Raw genomic sequence first — 18132 nt, 5'->3', positions numbered from 1 at the left:
ATGAATGTTTGACTGCAAGTTAAACCACAACTATGAAGCATTTGAGGTCTGAATTTAATAAGCAATGTCTTACAAAAACAATCTTGATTTAATTTAATCGACCTCTAGAATATGTAATGAAACCACGTCTATTTTTGTCGATGAGACTTCAAGAATTTCAAACTTAAACGTATCAATAACCACCTCATCATTTAACTCTGGGATACCTTCCGTTTGAAAAACAATAAGTCCGCCCAAAGTTTCATAGTTTTCATTTTCGGGTAAGTTAAGTTTATAGGTTTCATTGATATAGTCTACCTCCAATCGCGCTGAGAATTTATAATAGTCATCGTTTATTTTTTCTTCAATCAAAGCAACACTATCATGTTCATCTTCAATTTCTCCAAAAAGTTCTTCGACGATGTCTTCAATGGTCATAATACCAGCCGTTCCACCATACTCATCAATGACAACAGCAATACTTTTTCTCTTTTTAGTTAAAATATTTAATACATCCTTTACAAACATTGTAGCTGGAACAAACACAACTGGTTTTGCTACATCCTTTATTGATTTTGGTTTTTTAAACAATTCAAACGAATGTACATACCCTAAAATATCATCAATCGATTCGTTATACACTAAAATTTTGGACAAGCCAGAATCAATAAAAAGACCGCTTATATTTTCGATAGTATCGTTAACCTCAACACCAATAATCTCTGTACGAGGCACCATCACTTCTCTTGCTTTCACATCTGAAAACTCCAATGCGTTCTGAAATATCTGTATTTCACTATCTACCTCCTCATGATCCTCTACAGATTCCATTTGTTCACTTATATAATTTCCTAGTTCTACTTTGGTCATAGCCAATTGGATATCGTCCCCATCGGTCTTAAAAAAGCGCTTTAAGATCATATCTGAAACCCAAATAATAAAGGATGATAAAAACCAAAACAGGATGTAAAAGATATAAGCTGGAAAAGCGAATATTTTTAAAAACGAATTAGAATAAATTTGAAAAAAAACTTTTGGTAAAAACTCTGCTGTAATAAGAATAATTATAGTTGAAATTACCGTTTGTGTTAAGAGGCTAAGATCTACGAGCAGATAATTTACAAATTGGTGTTGTGATGGCAGCATAGATTGAAACCAATCGACAAGGAGGTCACCCATAAGAAACCCATAAATAACTAATGCTATATTATTACCAATAAGCATCGTTGCTATAAATTTTGAAGGCTTTTCGGTTAGCTTGGCTAAAATTTTCGCTAAAAAATTGTCTTGCTTTTTCTCAATTTCAATGTGAATTTTATTGGAAGAGACATAAGCAATCTCCATTCCGGAGAAAAACGCCGAAAGCAATAGCATAACGATAATAATAACGATGCTAAGATCCATGTTTAGGAACCGTTTCTATTATCGAATTTCTTTCTGAATTTCTTTCTGAAGAAAAACATAAATATTGCCAGACCAGCAAATACAAATGATATAATAGATCTATTACCTTCCTCTCCTAAATTTTCAAAGCCATCATAAATAAATAAAGCTGCAAAAAAGAGGTATACGTATTGAAAAAACTGTAGTATTTTCATTTGAAAATTTCTATTGATTTGTTGTTTATGATACAAAGATAAAGATGTTTTGCCAACTATGGCCTAATGCTTTAATCTTTTAGGATGCCCTGACCTCTTCCTTCAAGGATTGTGTAGTTATTGAACTTGGTATCTGCGTCAAAAATATCACCATGACCACTTCTTGATTGTGCCGATTTTAATTGCACTGGATGGTTGCTAAACAACCATTCTCTTTTTTGGTCATAATACATTTGGTCTGCGAACAGCGTATCTTTTTGTGGTGTAATTAAGATAACATTTCCTTGCAAATCAATTAAATCTGTGGCGTTATAAACAATGGCATAGTCTGCCAGAACAACATTCTTTTTATTGTTTTCATCATATAAAGATAATCGCACGCCGTTGGGAAATTCGGAAAACGAAAAGTCTCTATTAGAATAATCGAGCATTTTAGGGCTCTCCAAATTAGCAATAACTCTACCTATAGTATCTGCGGCTTCAGTATATCTGAGATTAATATTTTTTGCTTCGCCAATAGGTTGGTTTTGAAGCACGCCAATTTGTTGAATTTCATTGATGTCTTTTTTACATGAAAAAAACATAGTCACAACAATTGCTGTGACTATGTATATATTAGTATGTAAAAACTTTGTTTTCATTTATAGTTTTGGAACCGTTACGCTTCCTCCAATCCAACAACCAATTTTGATTGTAGTTCCTGCACATCCGCAGGTGAATATTTCAGATTTAGTTGGTGCGTTTGCTCTATAAGATGTCGCTGCTTGATTAGCTGCTCCTTTTAAGCTAGGATCAACCTGACCTGCTTTTAATGCTTCCTGTGCTGCGTACCAGAACACCGCTCTCTTATTAAAGTTTGTATCACCACAGCTGTTAGCACTTTTTGCATACATTGCTGCTATTTGCAAGTGAGGTGTTCCATCAGATGGATTTAACTTTAACGCTTCTCTATAGTAAGTTCTTGCTTTACCATAGCTCCCACGTTTTTTGAAATCGTTAGCAATCTTTTTTGACATTCTCGCCTTTTTTATAGGATCTGTTTGTAAATCATAAGACTGCTTCACATAATCATCTGCTTCTTTAATTTTTCCTTGCTTACGTAATACCGTAGATACAAAGTATTTCGTTTCTGCAGAAGGATCAACTTGATCGTATGCTTTTACTAAATCAATATACAATGGATCATCTGTACATTCTTTATTGTACATTTTACTCACTGCTCTTTTTAACCAAGCTGCATCACTTTTATATGTTGGGAAATCCTTTTTATATAAAGGAATTAAATTCTCACAGTTTGCTAATTCTCCAATATAAGCATCTAAACTTCCAGCAATTTTAGCATTAGCTTCTAATGATTTTTGATAGAATCCTTTATACTGCTTATCTTTTTTTCCTAAAGTTGTACCAGCGGCTTCTTTCTCAATTAATTTATTTAATGATTTAGCATATGTATCATTTAAGTTTTCTAACAATTCATTTACATCATCATACTTATCAAATACATTTTGAAGTTCAAACTTCCCTGCTTTAAATAAATCTACAATTTTTGTAAAATATACATAGAGTCCCTTAGTACTTTTAAAGTTAGCTTTGTCTTTAGTGTATACCTCATCGAATGCACTGTAAATCTGCATATCATCAAGACCTAAATCTTTTCTATTTTCGTATTGCATTAATGCTTTTTGCTCTAATACTTTCCCTAACGGGTATTTACTAGAAAAAAGCTCAGCTCCTTTATCTAAAAGCGCCATATAATCATTAATGAAATCTTTTTTCTCCTGCCCGCTTGAATTTTTGATTTTATGAGCTAAAATCTTTTCTCCTCGCTTGTATATAGCAATATTAAACTTTGGACACTTGTTTCTAACATTCATCCATGGTTCATAAGCTTCGTCATACTTTTTACTTTTAACGTAGTCATTAAACAACGTCAAGTTTAGCATACATTCTTCGTCTTGCTGTGCAAACCCAAAGTTTGTCGCCATAAACAAAGCTGCTATTATAAGTGTTATTTTCGTTTTCATCTTCTATTATATTTACGTTAGTTATATTTTCTCTTTTGAAACCATCTATCGTTTAAAGACAGACTTATATTAATATTGAAAAAGTTCTCTTGAATCAAATTTTGGTTTGTTGTTCCTCGTCGTCCGAACTCAAAACCAAGGTTAGCATTTGAAAACACATTTCCAACTGGTAGTCCTACTCCAAAAGACATGCCAAACTCATTAATAGTTTCATTATTAATTTCTAAACCAGTATTCTCAAAACGGAAACCAGCCCTGTAGGTTACTCGTTTCCAATAATTTGAAAACGATGTATAATCTGGGATATAAAAGCCACCAACAGAAATAGTTGAAGCGTTTACAAAATTAGCATTTTCTATTGAAACTATAGGGTTTGAAAATTCGCTTGTGTTTTGACGGGTATACTCTGCACCTGCAAACCAGCGTCTTGGCTCTCCAATACCAGCTCCAAATGAAAAACGTGAAGGCAAGGTCAAATCTGTTCTCGCTAGCCCTTGAGAGGCTAAATCGCCTTCAATTTCATTAAGCACAAACTCTTGTCCGTTGGTTTGATTAATTATAATAGTTGCAAAAGTTCTTTGATTTCTTGATGACAAATCACTCTTAGGAGAATAAGTTAATCCAGTTTGAAGTTCTAACTTTTCATTAATCATGGTTTTATAAGTTAAACCAATATTAAAATTAAGACCGCTTAAATCTGACCGATTACTTTCTCTCGTTTGATATTGAACAAGGTTTCCGTCTTCGTCATATGCAAACTGAATTACACTGTTTTGGATATTTCCGAAGTTATAATTAGCATCGATACCCAAACTTAGTTTATCTGTAATTTGATAGCCCAAACCAAAGAAAGCGCGATTAACACCACCTTCTCCTCGGTATCTGTTTTCAAGTACATCAGCGTTTCTATCTTCTAATTTATAACCTACAGAAGTGTAAGGCACCAATCCAAAGCCAAAACCAAATTTACCAACAGGTATAGATAAGGCTAAATAATCAAAGGTTGTAGCATTCACTTTTGATTCTCCAGAATTAGCTTTTAGCGTAGTACTATTATGACCCGCTCCTACAGAAAATTTTATTGGTCTACTTTCTTCATTCCAAAGTTTAAGATTTGCACCAGCATATGCTGCCGGGTTTCTAAGGTTCACATGTATACTATCTGTATAAATGCTCAATCCTCCCATACTTCTATTTTCAACCGTTCCTTTGAATTTCAAACTTCCAATTCCGTAGAACGAATATGGAGACGCTGTACCTTCTTGCCCATAAGATTGTAGTGCAAAAAAAGCGATTAAAACTATTACAAGTTTTTTTATCATTATTTCGTATTATATTCTAAAATAAAATTCAAACCTTCTAAAAGAAAATTTGAGTTGGCAAATATGCTATTTTTTAATTGGTTTGACAAGAATTTGGTATCTCCTCCTGTTAAAATAACTGTTAAATCTGAATATTCTTTAACATAATCATCAATTACACCATCAATTTCTTTCAAAACTCCAAAAACAACGCCCGAGTGAATTGAATTTTCCGTTGAATCCCCTAAAATGTCCTGAGGCATCTTGGTCTCCAATAACGGTAAATTTGCCGTTAAATTATTTAATGTTCGATATCTCAATCTAATTCCTGGAGAAATAGCACCTCCTAAATATTCATTTTTAGTATTTATAAAATCGTAGGTAATACAAGTTCCTGCATCTATTATCAACACATTATGATCTGGAAATTGCTCTACAGATGCACTAACCAATGCTATACGATCTACACCAAGTGTTTTAGGCGTAGCATATAGGTTTTTAAAGGGTAACTTGAGATTATGAGACAGTTCTAAAACGCGTATGTTGTCTTTTAAAGACTTTAGGTGTGCATTGTTTAATCTTCCTACTGAAGATACAATAGCCTGATTGACCTGAGGGTGATCTTTAATCACTTCCAAGACCATGCTCTCGAAATCGTTTAGCTCACCAACCACCTTCTCTTTTAGCTTGCCTTGATTGTAAATTGCAAACTTGACATAGGTGTTACCAACGTCAATAATTAAATTCATACGTGTTTTAAAAGGGTTAAAACTACAAAATGAAGATACATTTTAGGGTAGTAATTAACCAAATTATAACATTATTTTGGTTGAAATCAACAATTTGCGGTATGAAACAAATAATAAGTTTAAATTTTTGTTGTTTCTTTTTGTGAATATTAAAAATGAGTCTATATTTGCACTCGCAATTTTATGCAATTGGTGCCTTAGCTCAGTTGGTAGAGCAAAGGACTGAAAATCCTTGTGTCCCTGGTTCGATTCCTGGAGGCACCACCATCAAAAACCCGATTCAAATGAATCGGGTTTTTTGGTTTTTATAATTCTAGATAAATTCCGTAGATATATTTAGAGGGTTCTCAGTTTACTTAAAATCTTCGTCTTCAGGGTCTTCTTTCGAAAAAAGAGTTTCGGCAGGTATACCAAATATTTTAACTCCTTTTGGAAAAAAATAGGCCCATGCAATCAAAACGACGATAACAACAATAATGATAATCACTTTCATATACTATAAGTCAGACATTATATGAAAATGTTACAACCTGTACAATAAAGATATTCCCTTTAAAACGGGATTACGCTTTCTTTTTATACCTCAACTCTCCTGTTTCAATTTTAATAGCAGTTCTGGCTAAAATTGTAAATACAAAAGCGCCCATTGCCCAAATCCCAATGGTTACTCCAATTTCAATACCAGTAGGTGTATATTCAGCAATTTTTCCGTAGGGTCCAGGTATAAATCCAGGCACAATTAAACCAAATCCTTTTTCAATCCAAATGGCTACAAATAACAGGAAGCATGCAAAAAACAAGATCTTAAAGTTATTTCTAAGTTTGTGAAAGGTAAGAATAACTGTTGCCAATACATTTATGGATATTGCAGTCCATATCCAAGGTAACAATGCCGTTTTTCCATCCAAGCCAAAAAACAAATAATAGGCACTTTCACTGTGATGTGTTGGCGCATAGAATTCTTTAAACAATTCTGAAATGAGCATAATTAAGTTCACTTGAGCTGCTACAGTAACTACCATAGCAATTTTTTTAAGGGTTTTATCCTCAATTTTAAAAGCAGTATATGTTCTTATAATAGCAAGTACCAAAATAATTAACGCTGGTCCTGCAGCAAAGGCTGAAGCTAAAAATCGCGGACCTAACAACGCGTTATTCCAAAAGGGTCTTGCTTGTAATCCCTGATATAAAAATGCTGTAACTAGGTGAATTCCAACCGCCCAAAACACGGATAAAATAGCCCCTGGAATATAAACGCTTTTTTTAGACTCTTTTCCCTGGTAATGGCGAAAGAGAATATAAAAAGGGATCGTAATATTTAAAAAGAGATAACCGTTCAAAACAATAACATCCCAAGTGAGCATGGAGTTAGGAAAATTGAACACGCCAATTCCAGGAATCATATGCCATAATACTGACGGGCCTCCCATATCAGCAACAACAAATGCCAAACACATTATTAAGGCTGCAACCGCTAAACCTTCCCCAATTAAAACAGCCTGTTTAAAATCAATGTCCTTTAATACATAAGTTGGCATTACTAGCATAACAGCCGCTGCGGCAACTCCAACTAAAAATGTGAAATTAGAAATATACAACCCCCAACTTACGCGATCGGTCATACCGGTAACACTTAACCCTTCTTCAAGCTGAATGGAATAACAATACATACCAATAAGCATAATAAAGGTTAAAAGTGCCATCCATAAATGGTACTTTTTAGATCCGTGAGTCATCACATCTAAACTATCAATCACTAATCTTTTAAATACTTTAAGTCTTCTCATGATTTGTATTTTAATCCATGAAATACCAAAACTTAGGTTCGGTACCAAGATCTTCTTTTAATCTAAATACTTTTTTATTCTCTAATACCCAACGAATCGTGCTATTTGGATCTAAAAGATTGCCAAAAATGCGAGCGCCGGTTGGACAAGCCTCTACACATGCAGGGTTTTTACCTTTTCTAGAGCGTTGTACGCAAAACGTACATTTCTCCATGACGCCCTTTTTTCGAAGTCGATTTCCTAAATAGTGTTGGTTTTTGTTGATTTCATTTTCTGGAACTTCTGGCTTACTCCAATTAAAGCGACGTCCATCGTAAGGACAGGCAGCCATGCAATATCTACACCCAACACACCAATCATAATCAATAACAACCAGACCATCATCCTCTCTCCATGTAGCTTGAACTGGGCATACATCTACGCATGGTGGGTTGTCACAATGAAAACATTGAGTTCCCATATAAAAATGCCCTTCGGCAGGAACTTCATGATAATAATTGTCGTCAGCTTCATTAAAATTAAACCCCTTCCCATCTTTCATTTCATGAATTCTTATGTATTGCATTTGAGAACTCCGATCCTGATTATTCTCTTCAACACAAGCATTAACGCAATCCATATACCCTTGACATTTTGAAATATTAAAGGCATATCCAAAAAGCACATCTTCTTCGGCATTTTGGGAAGACATACTAATGGTCTTCCCTGTGCGTAATTGATAAGAACGCACCAACCTATCAACAGTTGCTTTTTTCTCATCGTTATTCATGAGTTTATAGTTTCCCTTGAACTGCTCCTCCCAATCTATTTGAGCTTTTTCCTTGGTCTCATCTCCAGCAATAAAACTGCACGATGTATTTACGGCACCCGCTCCAATTAATAAACTTGCCGTTAGTTTTTTAAATGCGGATCGTCGACTCATTTTAACATCAAAAACTTGATCAAAACCGTCTTTACGCCTTTCCTCTCCAATAGAGGCATCTACTGCAGCGTCAATAAACTCTTGTTCGTTTAACTCCTCATTTTTTGGCTTATGCGAATTACAACCTCCAGAAGTCTTCCCACATCCACAAGAACCTGAGGTTTGTTTATGTTTGGAATTTAAGTTTAACGAAAACCATTTTTTATTTGTATCACTCATACCCGATTATTTTCGTTCATTAATTTTTTGCGTATTATATCGTTCTGGCCACTTGGATTCAAAACTTGGAGCATGAGGATTATGACAATTAACGCAAGTCATGGACGCTCTTGGCGAAGCCCAACTTTCTATGCGTTTTCCGTGAGCACCTCCAGCCCAATCTTTAAACTGTTTTTGATGACATTGACTACACAATTGATGGCTCAAATCAAAATCGATTTGGCTTCCAGTTAAACTCTGCAGATAATCCATGTTGTCACCATTATGGCAAGTAACACAATTCATTGTTAGTTGGTTGGCATGACTTAATTTAATGTTCCAATGTGCCTTTTTAATAGTCTTGCTTTGTAGTTCATCTAATGGCTTACTATGGCATTCAGTACAGCTATACGACTCTATTTCTTCTTTTCTTTCTGGAATTAAAAAAGTAAGTCCATTTTCAGTAACTTCAACAGTATTTATATGTTCAATATAGCTTTCAGAAGACGTAGATATACCATGGTAATCCCTGCTCTCTGCCTCTATCTTATCAGTAATGCTATGATATTCCTCACCGTGATTCTTACATGAACTCAAACAAAAAAGAATACAGAGTACACCTAATATGTTATATGTAATATACTTACTCATTGGCATTTGATCTTTTAAATATTCCTATATCCTCTATTACTTTATTATTTAAAACATGGCACTGGCGACAATTTATACGTTCAGGATGTGTTACTCTAATCTCTTTTGGAGCGCTTGGCCCTGCATGACAAGACAAGCAATTCTCTCGCATTTGCAATTGATGTGGAATTACAGGCGGACTTCCTTCTAAGGCATTGTTTGTTCCAGCAGAGGGCACCGTTCCTCTCATAAACTGCGTTTCTTTAAACAATATTTGGGTTTTTTGAGGCACATGACATTGACGACAATTAACCATTTCTGGATGAGGCGTCACTGGTGCATAGGCTTTAAACTTTTCAGTAAAACCTCCATTTCCGTGACATTTTAAACAGCTGTTTTCGCCCATATTTCGATCATCTTCTACCTCATGCGGAATTGAAGGTGGCGCTCCATAAAAGGCCCTATTTTCGTAGTAGGTTTTTAGAGATCGTTGATGCGCTTCATCAATTGGCATATTGGCATAATCTAGAGCATACTTTGATCTCTCAAACACGCCCATTTCCGAAGCAACAACTGGAAGTTCCTTATTAGCATTGATAGGAATATAGGCTTCCTCTTTGCCTTGAAAGTAGCTATAGTTCCAAACCCAAATAAAGGCTATAAATAACAAAACAAATAACGCTATAATACCAAGTCGTTTTTTCATCACTTATGCTTTTTCAATATTAACGGCACACTTTTTATAATCAGGTTCTTTTGAAATAGGGCAAAATGAGTCTAACGTAATATCATTAATCAACATGTTTTCATCAAAAAACGGAACAAAAACTTGCATAGGAGCGGGAACTCCACGCTGATTTACAGAAGCGGGCAAAATAATCTCGCCTCGTCTCGTCGTTAATTTCACACGATCTCCTGTTTGAATTTGTAAACGCTTGGCATCATCGGGATTTAATTCTACATAACCATGCGGCATTGCCTTGTGTAATACAGGTATTCTTCGCGTCATTGAACCTGTGTGCCAATGTTCTACAACTCGGCCTGTATTTAGCCAGTATGGATATTCTGCATCTGGTTCTTCGGCAGCAGGCTCATAAGGACGTTGCCAAATTATAGCTTTCCCGTCTGGTTTTCCGTAGAAATGAAAAGTCTCTCCATTACTACACGCAGGATCATACTTAGAGTTAAATCTCCATTTTGTAGGCTTCCCATCCACATAAGGCCATTGCATGCCAGAGTTTTCTTTTAGCACCTTAAGAGGTGCCATATTGTGCTTTTTTCCTTCATGGTGTTTTCGGTATTCGGCATATATCTCTTCTATATGAGTCTCTTTGTTGTAATAAAACTGTTTTTCATACCCTAGACGTTTAGCCACTTCTACCAATTGCCAAGTATCACTGATTGCCTCCCCTGGAGGCTCTACCATTTGCTCAAAATACTGTGTTCTCCTTTCAGAATTACCATACATGCCTTCCCGTTCTATCCACATCGCTGATGGCAAAATCACATCCGCAATATCTGTAGTTGGTGTTGGGTAAATATCTGAAACCACAATAAAGCGTCCTTCCTTTTTCGCAGCATCGCGATAACGTTTCAATTTTGGCATGGTCACCATGGGGTTAGTTACCTGAATCCACATAAATCGAATGTCACCACGATCTAAAGCTCTAAACATTTCAACGGTATGATACGTTGGTTTAGGGTCTATATTTTCTATAGGAACATCCCAAATTTTAGCTGCAAATTCGCGATGTTTTTTATTCATAACTACACCATGAGGGAGTTTATGAGTAAGTGTACCTACTTCTCTTACCGTCCCACAAGCTGAAGGCTGTCCTGTTAACGAAAATGGGCTATTCCCAGGCGTTGAAATTTTACCTGTTAACAAATGAATGTTGTAGATTAAATTATTCATCCAAGTACCTCGACTGTGTTGGTTAGGTCCCATACACCAAAGTGACATTACTTTTTTATTCGGATCACCATAATAGGCAGCCATATATTTAATATCCTTAGCCGAAACACCCGATATTTTCTCAACTTTTTCTGGCGTATAATCTTCTAAAAACGTCTTATATGCTTCGAAACTTATCTTCTCAGGTTTATCGGTAAACTTATATTTATCTTCTAATCCATAACCCATATTAGTGAGTCCTTTGCTGAAATTACAGTGCTTTTCAACGAAAGATTTGTTGACCCAATTGTTCTTAATAATCTCATAACAAATTGCATTAGCAACAGCCAAATCGGTTTGAGGTAAAAACAGAATAGATTTATCTGCCGCCATACTTGTTCGTGTGGTTCGAGTGGCAAAATCTATAATTTTCACCCCTCTCTTTAAGCGTTGATCTAGAAGTCTTGAAAACAACACAGGATGCATTTCTGCCATATTATTTCCCCATAGCACGAAAACATCTGCATGATCAATATCTTCATAGCATCCCATAGGCTCATCCAAACCAAAAGAAGTTAAAAACCCTGTAACTGCACTTGCCATACATAATCTCGCATTTGCTTCTACATTGTTTGTTCCGATACAACCTTTAAATAATTTTGAGGCCACATAACCATCAGGAATTGTCCATTGTCCAGAACCATAAATAGAAACCGCATCTTTCCCGTGATCATTAATCGTTTCTTTCATTTTCGAAGCAATTAAGTCTAAGGCCTCATCCATTGTCGTTTCTACGTAAGTTCCATTTTTCTTTACTAATGGTTTTGTTAAACGATCATTACCGTACATAGCCATAACAGAGTGATATCCCTTTACACAGCATAGTCCTTTGTTAACAGTTGATTTTGGATCTCCTTTTACGGCAACTGCTTTTCCTTTTTCGACACCAACCAAAACACCACATCCAACACCACAGAATCGACATGGTGCTTTTTTCCAATCTAAATTGGCATCTTTTGGTAATCCTCGTTCTTGTTCTTCTGCAAAAAGAATACCTGGAAACATACTAACAGCCGCAGTAATTGCAGATAACTTTGCCATTTTTTTAATAAAATCTCTTCTGTTTGTTGTAGATGTAAACATAAACTCCTAATTTTTTTGTGGTGTGTCAAATCCCGAAACCATAGCGAGCAATTTCAAACTGCTAATGGTTTCAAGTTTAAGTCTTAAATCGTCTTCTTCCTCTTTTGAATTGGTCTCTGTAACAACAACCAAAATATCTCTGTTTTCTGCTGGAACAACCTCACACTGTTTGAGTTGCGAAATAGCACTAATTAATTCTTCCTTTTTATCTTTATGCGGATGCGCTAAATAACTTTTTATAGGCATAACTTCCATATTTAATATCTCTTAACAAATTACTGAATTTTTAAATACGTTTTACATGACATTTATCATGTTATAAAGTTTTAATAAAGCGTTATATTTGTATGGAAACAACGCCATTGTAAATGTTGTGGCAAAAAATGAACACCTCTTTGATTAGTACTAAGGAAGCATATCAGAAAATAACAGAAACTATTGAACCTTTAATAGAACATAAGTTACGCTTAGAACAAAGCGTTTCCTATATTTTAGCAAAAGATGTTATTTCTCCAATTAACATGCCTCCTTTTAGGCAGTCTGCCATGGATGGTTATGCTATAAATATTCATAGTTCTAAATCTTATAAACTGACTGGAGAGGTTAAAGCAGGTGACAATTATCACCCTGTTTTAAAAGCTGGAGAAGCTGTACGAATTTTTACGGGCGCTCCTGTTCCTGATACTGCTAATGCTGTTGTAATGCAGGAAAAAGTGACGCGATTAGATGGTCAAATTACTATTGATAACTTTACTGAAAAAGGCACAAATATTCGACCTTCAGGAGAACAAGTAAAACAAGGTACAATTGCATTAAAAAAAGGTATTAAGTTAACACCTGCATCTGTTGGTTTTCTAGCATCGCTTGGAATTGTAGAAGTTTTTGTTTACAAGAGACCATCAATTGCAATAGTCACTACTGGTAATGAGCTTGTATCTATTGGAACCGATTTACAGTATGGTCAAATTTATGAGAGTAATTCTGTTATGTTGTCCTCGGCGTTGCAACAACTCGGATTTTCCAATCAGAGTTTATATAACGTTGGAGACAATTATGAAACTACCTGCACATTACTGAAAAATGCTATCTCGAAACATGATGTTGTTCTAATTACAGGAGGTATTTCTGTTGGCGACTATGATTTCGTTGGAAAGGCACTAAAGGCCTTAGATGTTACAGAGGTTTTTTATAAAGTAAAGCAAAAACCAGGAAAGCCACTTTTTTTTGGTAAAAAGAACGAAACCGCCATATTTGCTTTACCTGGAAATCCTGCTGCAGCTTTAAACTGTTTTTACATTTACGTCCATACAACCTTACAAATTTTAAGTGGAAATACGGACTATACCTTACCTAAAACGCAAAAAAAATCTTTATCCGCTTTTTCAAAAAAAGGAGATAGGGCACAGTTTTTAAAAGCTATAGTAAAAGGTGATTCTGTGACTGTATTAGATGGCCAAAGTTCGGCCATGCTCCAATCCTTTGCCATAGCAAATGGATTGGTTTTTTTACCAGCAGACACCATGCGAATAGCTATTGGCGACGTTGTAGACGTTATTATGTTACCTAATTAACAATGTTATGAATTACAAAATAAAAAGCAGAATTTGGATTGAAACAGACGACAATGTTTTCCTTGGTGAGGGCAGAGTTCGTTTGCTAAAAGCTATAGATACCAAAGGTTCACTATCCAAGGCAGCCAAAAGCATTGGCATGTCTTACAAAAAGGCATGGACGCTTTTGGACGCTGTTAACAAATCTGCAAAAAAACCAGTTGTTATTACTAGCGTTGGTGGAAAAAATGGTGGAGGCGCAACACTAACACCATATGGGAAATCATTAATTTCTGCTTTTGAAACTATCAATAAAGGATGTTGGACCTACTTAGATAAACAGTTAGACCAAATAAATAATATATGACCATAGACACTTCATACCATATTTTATTTTTAATTATTCTGCCTATAGTCGCTTTTTTATATGCAAGTGTTGGGCATGGAGGCGCAAGTGGTTACCTAGCTTTAATGGCATTATTTTCGTTTGCGCCAGAGGTCATGAAACCAACCGCCTTGTTACTCAATTTATTTGTTTCTGCAATCGCATTTTATCATTATTACAAAGCTGGGTTTTTCAATAAGAAGTTGTTTCTTTCTTTCGCTATTACTTCGATTCCTTTAGCTTTTCTTGGTGGAATGATTGAGATAGATGCATCGATTTACAAAAAGATATTGGCTGGGCTTTTGATCTTTGCCATTTTAAAAATGCTAAATGTTTTTGGCCAAAAGAGCGATCAAATAAGAGATGTAAAAATTTGGCAAGGAATGATTGTTGGTGGCGCTATTGGTTTTTTTTCAGGACTTATCGGAATTGGTGGTGGCATTATTCTCAGTCCTATAATTCTATTATTACATTGGGGAAAAATGAAAGAAGCCGCAGCAGTATCGGCATTGTTTATTTGGGTTAATTCAGCCGCAGGACTTGCTGGTCAATTTAGTAACGGTCTCAACTTAGATAGTCAATCATTTATACTTGTTGGTATTGCCATTGTTGGTGGTTTTTTCGGCAGCTATTTTGGCAGTCGCCAATTTAATAATAAACTTTTGCGGTATTTATTGGCCACAGTATTAATTGTTGCCTCAGTTAAATTAATAATTATATAGATGACAACTGAAACTCAAATAACTGGAATAATTTTAGCTGGAGGCAAAAGTTCTCGAATGGGGTTTGAAAAAGGTCTAGCACTTTATAAGAACAAGCCTTTTATTGTTCATATCATCGAAGCACTACAATCTGTATTGAAAGACATTATTATTGTAAGTAGCAACAAAAGCTATGATCAATTTAATTTAAAGCGTGTTCATGATATTATTGAAAATGCGGGGCCATTAGCAGGCTTATATTCTGGGTTGTCACACTCTAAAACCGAAAACAATATCGTTTTAAGTTGCGACATTCCATTAATAAATCCAGTGTTATTAACTCGATTAATAAATGAAATCTCCATTAAAAATGATATCGTTCAATTTTCAATAAACGGTAGAACTAATCCGCTGTTAGCTGTATATAAAAAACGATGTATGGCGCCCAGTTTAGAGGCTTTAAAACGCGGAGAACGTCGTTTACAATTTTTTGTAAACCAACAAAAAACTAAAACGATTACCCTTGAAAGCTACTTAGAAAAATACACCTTAAACATAAACACAAAAGACCAATTAAATCAGTTAAGTCATGACTTTAAAAATTAAATATTTTGGTATGTTAGCCGAAATCACGCAATGCGAGGAGGAAACATTATCGTTTTCAAAAGGTACTGCTGCAGACTTACTTAAAGTGCTTTTTGAAAAACATCCGATTCTTGAAGAAAAAGAATTTCAAATAGCTCAAAACCAAACATTTATTTCGAATGATTCTATAATTTCAAACGCGGAAATCGTACTATTACCTCCATTTGCAGGAGGATAAAACTATGAACAGATATAGTAGACATATAATTTTAGAGGAAATTGGCGCACATGGTCAGAAAAAACTAAACCAAGCTAAAGTTCTGATCGTTGGTGCTGGCGGTTTAGGCTGTCCTGTTCTTCAATACCTTGCTGCTGCTGGAGTAGGCACAATAGGTATCATAGATCATGATGTTGTTGAAGAATCCAATTTACAGCGTCAAATTCTTTATGGCACTTCTAATTTAGGGCAATCTAAGGCTATTGTTGCCAAACAACGCCTTTTAGACCTCAACGATACAATAATTATTGAAGCCTTTGTAGAAATGCTCACTCATAAAAATGCGATATCACATTTTTTAAATTATGATATCATCGTGGATGGCACAGATAATTTTGCCACTCGTTATTTGATAAATGACGCAGCGGTCATAACCAATAAACCAGTTGTTTATGGTGCAATTTATAAGTTTGAAGGACAGGTTTCTGTTTTTAATTACAAGAATGGGCCAAATTATAGATGTTTATTTCCAAACCCTCCTAGTAAAAATGACATCCCAAACTGTGCAGAAGTTGGTGTTCTAGGTGTACTACCCGGAATTATTGGATCTATGCAAGCCAATGAAGTTCTTAAGATTATTCTTGGTTTTAAAAATGTATTATCGGGTAAGTTATTTTGTTATAATTCAAAAACGACAAAGTCATTTACAATTTCCATTGAAAAACAATCTAACACCAAACTCAAAGATATAGAAAAGATAAAAACCAATTTTCAAAATCAAAGCATTGATCAAATTTGTGATACCATAGTTGCTAAAACCACTATTGAAGATGCTATTAAAAAGAAAAACTCGCTATTCATTGATGTTCGTGAATCTCATGAACTTCCAAAAGCAGAGCATTTGGTGCATACTAACATTCCTCTAAGCCTTTTAGAAAATGAACTTTCTAGTATCGATAAAACAAAAACAATTATACTTTTTTGCCAATCTGGAATAAGAAGTACAACAGCAGCATCAATAATGCTTAAACATAATTTTACTAACTGTTATAGTTTAGAAAATGGAATAGAAGCCATTCAAAACTATTTTAAAATAAATGCATAATGACTAAAGAACGTAAACCTAAACCTGTTTTTATAGAAGGTGCTATTTCAGCCGAATTTATCGGGAATTCTATTGCGAAACATCAGTCGAAAACAACTATTGGTGCTCATGACATATTTCTAGGCCAAGTTAGAGCAGATCAAATAGAAGGCAAAACTGTAAAAGCCATAGAGTACACAGCATACGAAGACATGGCAAATTCAAAATTTCATGATATTAGAGAGGCGACTTTCAAAAAATTCAATCTTACTTGTATGCACATTTACCACAGTTTAGGCACTGTAAAAGCTGGTGAAATTTGCCTCTTTGTATTTGTGTCTTCTCCGAGACGTGTAGACGTTTTTAATGCTATAGAATACTTAGTGAATACAATAAAAGAACAAGTACCCATTTTTGGTAAAGAAATTTTTGAAGACCAAAGCCACCAATGGAAAGTTAATAGTTAATATAATGGTAGACATAACACATAAAATTAATACCTTAAGAATTGCGACGGCACAAGCCATTGTAAAAGTAAGTACACTAGACACTATCAATGCCATAGAGCATAAGACAGTTCCGAAAGGAGATGTTTTTGCTATGAGTAGAGCAGCCGGATTATTAGGTGTAAAAAAAACGCCAGACTTACTTCCAGACTGTCATCCTTTACCTATAGAATTTACAGGAATTGAGTACGAAATCAACGGACTTGAGATCAAGATTCTTTGCACTATTAAAACCATCTATAAAACTGGAGTTGAAGTTGAAGCCATGCATGGCGCCAGTATAGTAGCTCTCAACATGTATGATATGTTAAAACCTATTGATAAAGGTGTTGAAATCCATCATATTAAACTACTACACAAAAAAGGTGGCAAGTCCGATTTTAAAGATAAGTTTAGAAAAGATATTACTGCTGCCGTAGTAGTATGTTCTGATACGATTTCCGCAGGACAAAAAGAAGATAAAGCAGGAAAAGCTATCATTAAAAAACTTAAAGCTAGCGATGTAGATATTTCAGATTATGCTATTATTCCAGATGAAGTAGACAGAATTCAGCAAAAAGTAAGAGCTTATCAAGAACAAAATGTGGATTTGATTATTTTCACTGGTGGCACTGGATTATCAAAACGAGATGTTACTCCTGAAGCATTAAAACCACTCTTAGATAGAACTATTCCTGGTATAGAAGAAGCCATACGTAGTTACGGACAAGAACGAACTCCTTATGCTATGTTATCTAGAAGCATTGCAGGAACTTATAAAAACAGTTTAGTATTAGCTTTGCCAGGTTCTACTAATGGCGCAAAAGAATCAATGGATGCTATTTTTCCATCACTTTTGCACATTTTCAGAATATTTAAAGGAGCACGTCACGATTAAAT

The 18132-nt window shown here is 35.0% G+C and carries 21 protein-coding genes and 1 tRNA gene; 9 read left to right on the top strand and 13 right to left on the bottom strand.

Going from position 1 to position 18132, the window contains the following annotated elements:
• Window positions 1-93: 93 nt before the first annotated feature.
• From Q0893_RS06065 to Q0893_RS06040, 6 genes are all read right to left on the bottom strand, one after another.
• Window positions 94-1383 carry a hemolysin family protein gene (locus Q0893_RS06065; RefSeq protein WP_298900458.1) on the bottom strand — a complete coding sequence of 430 codons (1290 nt, stop codon included), beginning with the start codon at window positions 1381-1383 and terminating at the stop codon, window positions 94-96.
• Between the two features lie 2 nt (window positions 1384-1385).
• Window positions 1386-1577 carry a hypothetical protein gene (locus Q0893_RS06060; RefSeq protein WP_298754811.1) on the bottom strand — a complete coding sequence of 64 codons (192 nt, stop codon included), beginning with the start codon at window positions 1575-1577 and terminating at the stop codon, window positions 1386-1388.
• A gap of 71 nt (window positions 1578-1648) precedes the next feature.
• Window positions 1649-2218: an LPS export ABC transporter periplasmic protein LptC gene (gene lptC / locus Q0893_RS06055; protein ID WP_298900459.1), complete on the bottom strand. Its 570-nt coding sequence runs from the start codon at window positions 2216-2218 to the stop codon at window positions 1649-1651.
• Window positions 2219-3601 (bottom strand): hypothetical protein, encoded by a 1383-nt coding sequence (locus Q0893_RS06050; RefSeq protein ID WP_299273360.1) that lies wholly within the window; start codon window positions 3599-3601, stop codon window positions 2219-2221.
• Between the two features lie 17 nt (window positions 3602-3618).
• Window positions 3619-4923, bottom strand: a complete 1305-nt coding sequence (locus Q0893_RS06045) for a hypothetical protein (protein WP_298900461.1) — start codon at window positions 4921-4923, stop codon at window positions 3619-3621.
• Window positions 4923-5651 (bottom strand): type III pantothenate kinase, encoded by a 729-nt coding sequence (locus Q0893_RS06040; protein ID WP_299273356.1) that lies wholly within the window; start codon window positions 5649-5651, stop codon window positions 4923-4925. Before Q0893_RS06040 ends, Q0893_RS06045 begins: the two co-directional genes overlap by 1 nt.
• A gap of 191 nt (window positions 5652-5842) precedes the next feature.
• Between Q0893_RS06040 and Q0893_RS06035 the strand changes: the two genes are divergently transcribed.
• Window positions 5843-5918 (top strand) — tRNA-Phe (locus Q0893_RS06035).
• 85 nt (window positions 5919-6003) lie between these two features.
• Here Q0893_RS06035 and Q0893_RS06030 read toward each other — a convergent pair.
• From Q0893_RS06030 to Q0893_RS06000, 7 genes are all read right to left on the bottom strand, one after another.
• The gene (locus Q0893_RS06030; RefSeq protein WP_298900463.1) at window positions 6004-6144 is read right to left on the bottom strand and encodes a hypothetical protein; all 141 of its coding nucleotides are present in this window, start codon (window positions 6142-6144) and stop codon (window positions 6004-6006) included.
• Window positions 6145-6214: 70 nt separating this feature from the next.
• Window positions 6215-7438 (bottom strand): sulfate reduction electron transfer complex DsrMKJOP subunit DsrP, encoded by a 1224-nt coding sequence (gene dsrP, locus Q0893_RS06025; RefSeq protein WP_299273353.1) that lies wholly within the window; start codon window positions 7436-7438, stop codon window positions 6215-6217.
• A gap of 10 nt (window positions 7439-7448) precedes the next feature.
• On the bottom strand, window positions 7449-8579 hold the full coding sequence (locus tag Q0893_RS06020; RefSeq protein WP_299273350.1) for a 4Fe-4S dicluster domain-containing protein: 1131 nt from the start codon (window positions 8577-8579) through the stop codon (window positions 7449-7451).
• A gap of 6 nt (window positions 8580-8585) precedes the next feature.
• Window positions 8586-9209: a multiheme c-type cytochrome gene (locus tag Q0893_RS06015; protein ID WP_298900466.1), complete on the bottom strand. Its 624-nt coding sequence runs from the start codon at window positions 9207-9209 to the stop codon at window positions 8586-8588.
• The gene (locus Q0893_RS06010) at window positions 9202-9894 is read right to left on the bottom strand and encodes a nitrate reductase cytochrome c-type subunit (RefSeq protein WP_298900467.1); all 693 of its coding nucleotides are present in this window, start codon (window positions 9892-9894) and stop codon (window positions 9202-9204) included. The genes Q0893_RS06015 and Q0893_RS06010 overlap by 8 nt, the downstream gene beginning before the upstream one ends.
• 3 nt (window positions 9895-9897) lie before the next feature.
• Window positions 9898-12225 carry a molybdopterin-dependent oxidoreductase gene (locus Q0893_RS06005; protein ID WP_299273346.1) on the bottom strand — a complete coding sequence of 776 codons (2328 nt, stop codon included), beginning with the start codon at window positions 12223-12225 and terminating at the stop codon, window positions 9898-9900.
• A 6-nt stretch (window positions 12226-12231) separates the two neighbouring features.
• Window positions 12232-12471, bottom strand: a complete 240-nt coding sequence (locus tag Q0893_RS06000) for a hypothetical protein (protein WP_298900469.1) — start codon at window positions 12469-12471, stop codon at window positions 12232-12234.
• Window positions 12472-12608: 137 nt separating this feature from the next.
• Here Q0893_RS06000 and glp point away from each other — a divergent pair, with 137 nt between their 5' ends.
• From glp to moaCB, 8 genes are read left to right on the top strand one after another with little or no spacing between them, the layout of a single operon-like run.
• Entirely contained in the window at window positions 12609-13796 is a 1188-nt protein-coding gene (glp, locus tag Q0893_RS05995; RefSeq protein ID WP_299273342.1) for a gephyrin-like molybdotransferase Glp, read from the top strand.
• Window positions 13797-13803: 7 nt separating this feature from the next.
• Window positions 13804-14142, top strand: a complete 339-nt coding sequence (locus tag Q0893_RS05990; protein ID WP_298900471.1) for a winged helix-turn-helix domain-containing protein — start codon at window positions 13804-13806, stop codon at window positions 14140-14142.
• Window positions 14139-14882: a sulfite exporter TauE/SafE family protein gene (locus tag Q0893_RS05985; RefSeq protein WP_298900472.1), complete on the top strand. Its 744-nt coding sequence runs from the start codon at window positions 14139-14141 to the stop codon at window positions 14880-14882. The genes Q0893_RS05990 and Q0893_RS05985 overlap by 4 nt, the downstream gene beginning before the upstream one ends.
• Window positions 14883-15467, top strand: coding sequence for a molybdenum cofactor guanylyltransferase (locus Q0893_RS05980; protein ID WP_298900473.1), 585 nt, complete (start codon window positions 14883-14885; stop codon window positions 15465-15467).
• A complete protein-coding gene (locus Q0893_RS05975; protein ID WP_298900474.1) occupies window positions 15451-15684 on the top strand; it encodes a MoaD/ThiS family protein in 234 nt (77 codons plus the stop codon). The genes Q0893_RS05980 and Q0893_RS05975 overlap by 17 nt, the downstream gene beginning before the upstream one ends.
• Window positions 15685-15688: 4 nt before the next feature.
• On the top strand, window positions 15689-16768 hold the full coding sequence (locus Q0893_RS05970) for a HesA/MoeB/ThiF family protein (protein ID WP_299273335.1): 1080 nt from the start codon (window positions 15689-15691) through the stop codon (window positions 16766-16768).
• On the top strand, window positions 16768-17214 hold the full coding sequence (locus Q0893_RS05965) for a molybdenum cofactor biosynthesis protein MoaE (protein WP_298900476.1): 447 nt from the start codon (window positions 16768-16770) through the stop codon (window positions 17212-17214). The genes Q0893_RS05970 and Q0893_RS05965 overlap by 1 nt, the downstream gene beginning before the upstream one ends.
• 4 nt (window positions 17215-17218) lie before the next feature.
• Complete coding sequence (moaCB, locus tag Q0893_RS05960) at window positions 17219-18130, top strand: bifunctional molybdenum cofactor biosynthesis protein MoaC/MoaB (protein WP_298900477.1); 912 nt, start codon at window positions 17219-17221, stop codon at window positions 18128-18130.
• Window positions 18131-18132: the final 2 nt, after the last annotated feature.

The organism is uncultured Psychroserpens sp., assembly GCF_947494225.1.
In the GTDB taxonomy this organism is placed as follows: Bacteria; Bacteroidota; Bacteroidia; order Flavobacteriales; family Flavobacteriaceae; genus Psychroserpens.
This window is presented reverse-complemented; position numbering and strand designations above follow the sequence as displayed.